Source organism: Yoonia sp., assembly GCF_042093035.1.
GTDB lineage: Bacteria > Pseudomonadota > Alphaproteobacteria > Rhodobacterales > Rhodobacteraceae > Yoonia.
Window position 1 is genome coordinate 1 of sequence record NZ_JBELFI010000184.1, and the last position, 3194, is coordinate 3194.

The following is a 3194-nucleotide window of genomic DNA, read 5'->3' on the forward strand; positions in this document are numbered from 1 at the left end:
TAAGAAGCGGCTTGGGCTCTAGCCCAAACGCTCCTGGTGGGTGGCAGGTGAATGCCGCAGGCAATCACCGAGAACCCACGCAGACGTTATGAATAAAGAAAGGCCGTCGCAGAAATGCGGCGGCCTTTTGCTTTGACGCTGACCCAGTGGGTCGATTGCCGCCCACGCACACTGCCCTGATCCGAACCGCGGCTCATTGTTAAACAGCACTTGTCAGAACAGTGCGCACGCGTCAGGTTTCCTCATGACAACAAACCGCTGGCTGATTCTCGCCGTCTTGTTCTTTGCCCGCCTCACCATGGCGTTTCAATTCCAGTCCGTCGCTGCATTGTCACCCCTTATCATCGACAACTTTGACGTTGGACTGTCTGAGATAGGCTTTCTGATCGGCCTGTATTTTGCCCCCGGCATCTTTTTTGCCCTTCCCGGAGGTGCTGTCGCCGCCCGTTTTGGCGACAAGCGTATTGTGGCTGTGGGACTGGTGCTGATGTTGGCTGGGGGCGTTTTGATCGCCCTTACAAAGGATTGGAACATCTTCACGGCTGGGCGCCTGATTGTCGGTGCGGGGGGTGTCATATTGAATGTGGTCATGACGAAAATGGTTGTTGATTGGTTCGCATCAAAAGAACTGTCCACGGCGATGGCCATTTTCATTAATTCCTGGCCTGTTGGTGTTGCGCTTGCGCTGTTGATCCTGCCAATTCTTGCCACCACAGCCGGGCTTTCGTTTGCATGGTGGGCGCTCGCGGGTTTGGTTGGTGCGGGCCTGTTGTTCTTTGCCTTGATCTACAACGCGCCTGAAGGTGTGGTCGCTGTTACAAAGACCAGCGAGCGAACGACGATCCCGCTCGTTGCTGTGACCTTGGCAGGCGTGGTCTGGGCGCTTTACAACGCAGCACTGGCGATGATCTTCAGCTTTGGGCCCGCGTTCTTGACGCAAGAGGGCTATGCGCTCACCCAAGCGGCCTCACTCACCAGCCTTTTTATGGTGATTTTTGCAATTGCCCTGCCTCTCGGCGGTATTGTCGCTGACAAGACGGGGCGCAAGGACGCGATCATTTACCTGAGCTTGCTGAGCTTTGCTGCGCTGATGCCCGTTGCGGTTTTCGTGCCGGACAGCGCGTTCATCGTGTTCTGCGTGCTTGGGGCTTTGTTTGCGTTCGGAGGAGGACCGACAATGACATTGCCTGCAGAGGTGTTGTCGCCAGCATCTCGCACGACAGGCATGGGGATATTCTTCACGATCTACTACGTATTGATGATGATTGCGCCAAGGATTGGTGGTGGGGTTGCCGAAAGCCTGGATGATGCAGGTGCTGCAATTTTGGTCGGGGCGGGTCTGTCACTTGCGGCAGCAGCATCGCTTGCGGCATTTCGTTTGCAGGTGCGCCATCAAGGGCCCGGTGGTTGACCGATCATTTTGTCCGCCTCTGCGGTCGTTTCATCCATCCAGAGTTTCAGCTTTTCGCGTATCTCTTCGCGCATCGCATCGTCCATCTTGCGCGGCACTTCATGCGGGAACTGGCGAAAGACATAAGCGCCTTTGCCAAATGCTTTCGGCACAAGCATCTGGTCCCAAGACCCAAGGCGTCGCGCCTTTGTGGTCGCAAATGCGTAGCAAAAGACCGGGATGCCCGTCGTGCGCGCCCACTCCAACGGCGCATCCTTGACCGCGCGGGCAGGGCCAAGTGGCCCGTCCCCCGTGAGCGCGATGCTCACCCCGTCCTTGGCCCGTTTCAAAACCATCCGAGACGCCGCCAGATTTGTGGTTTTGTCTGACATTTCGATTGAATGCAGGCCCATGCGCCGTTGCAATGCGCCGGCTACCCGTCCGATCGGGGAATTTGCATAAAGACTTGAGAGTGGTGCCACCGTCACAGGCCAGTGCAGCGATCCCATGATTGACCGGCTGTGCCAAACGACGACCAGAACAGGCCCCTTTATCAGGGCATCCTCAAGCGCGTCCAAGCCAGCGGTTTCCCATCGCGTGGTCCGGTTGCAGAACGAAAGATAGCCCCCGGCAAGTCGGGCAAGTGCGGCCGCCAGAAAGGGTGACTTTTCAATCTTATTGCGTAGCGACATATGCGTCAGTTGGCCTTTGATGGATGCATGTTCGTCTGTTGTCGCATTTCTTGCCCTGAACACAAGAGTGCGTCACGTTCCTACTTGATCCTGCCTTGGTTTCGGACTAACCCCTCTCTCGGTCGTAGGGGTATAGCTCAGTTGGTAGAGCGGCGGTCTCCAAAACCGTAGGTCCCGGGTTCAAGTCCTGGTGCCCCTGCCAGACCAGATCACCGGCGAGACGCGCGGAGGATCGCAGACTTATCATGTCATCTGCCTTGCCATCAGTTGCATTTCATATCGGCGCGCATAAAACGGCAACGTCGCATTTGCAGCGCTGTTTGCTGAATGCATCGGATGCCTTGGCAGAGCATGGCGTGCTGTATTTTGGACCGGAGTTTTTCCGCCAACCCGGTCAATCCATTCATGCAACCTTCGGCCTACGCGATGGACCTTCGGCGCGCGCGCCGCTGCGGCTCAGGGATTTGGCGCGGAATGGGCACCATTTGGTGCTGAGCGAGGAAAATTATATTGGCCCTTTAAATGATCCGGCGGGGTTCGGGCTCATGCACCGCTATCCTGACGCGGGCCCGAAAGTCGCGGCCCTTGCAGGGGCGATCGGGCAAAGAATTGACATCCATATGGCCGTGCGCAGGCCAACTGATTACCTGAATTCAGGCTATTGTCAGATGCTGCTCGGTGGCAAGGTGCGCCCCTTCAGCGACTATCGCGATGCCAATCCCACAACCAGCGTTGACTGGCCGGCGGTGGTTTCGAGTTTGCGCAGGGCAGAGGGCGTCGGGCGAGTCACGGTCTGGCGGCATGAAGACTACATGCATATTTTCAGACAACTGGCGGCCGGATTGGTTGGTCAGGATGCCGCGCATTGCGTGCCGCTGATACCGCGCAAAAGAAACCCGGGGCTATCTGAAGCTGCGGTTGCCCGTCTGCATCAAGAAGCGCCTCTCGCGGATCACAAGCGCGGCTATGAGATGCGCGGGGCACTGCCGATTGCACAAGGCAGGCCGCGGTTTGACGGTTTCACAAAGCAGGACCATGCGAACAGCGCGGCCGTTTATGACCGACAACTGGCGCATATTGCCCAGATTCAGGGTGTGCGCGTATTGCAGCCT

The 3194-nt window shown here is 57.4% G+C and carries 3 protein-coding genes and 1 tRNA gene; 3 read left to right on the forward strand and 1 reads right to left on the reverse strand.

The annotated features are described in order from the left end of the window. The first annotated feature begins 244 nt into the window (after positions 1-244). Positions 245-1411, forward strand: coding sequence for a CynX/NimT family MFS transporter (locus tag ACFDSS_RS14270; protein WP_375256383.1), 1167 nt, complete (start codon positions 245-247; stop codon positions 1409-1411). On the opposite strand, the gene ACFDSS_RS14275 is transcribed toward ACFDSS_RS14270, so the two are convergent. After that, on the reverse strand, positions 1393-2082 hold the full coding sequence (locus ACFDSS_RS14275) for a lysophospholipid acyltransferase family protein (RefSeq protein ID WP_375256384.1): 690 nt from the start codon (positions 2080-2082) through the stop codon (positions 1393-1395). The two genes, ACFDSS_RS14270 and ACFDSS_RS14275, sit on opposite strands and share 19 nt — an antisense overlap. 126 nt (positions 2083-2208) lie before the next feature. Here ACFDSS_RS14275 and ACFDSS_RS14280 point away from each other — a divergent pair. After that, positions 2209-2284, forward strand: a tRNA-Trp gene (locus ACFDSS_RS14280). 43 nt (positions 2285-2327) lie between these two features. Then, on the forward strand, positions 2328-3194 hold an 867-nt coding region (locus tag ACFDSS_RS14285; RefSeq protein WP_375256385.1), incomplete at its 3' end, for a hypothetical protein.

Bases quoted from the DNA above. Each gene is read 5' to 3' on its own strand.
- ACFDSS_RS14270 (WP_375256383.1), top strand. From the start codon at position 245: ATGACAACAAACCGCTGGCTGATTCTCGCCGTCTTGTTCTTTGCCCGC.
- ACFDSS_RS14275 (WP_375256384.1), bottom strand. From the start codon at position 2,082: ATGTCGCTACGCAATAAGATTGAAAAGTCACCCTTTCTGGCGGCCGCA.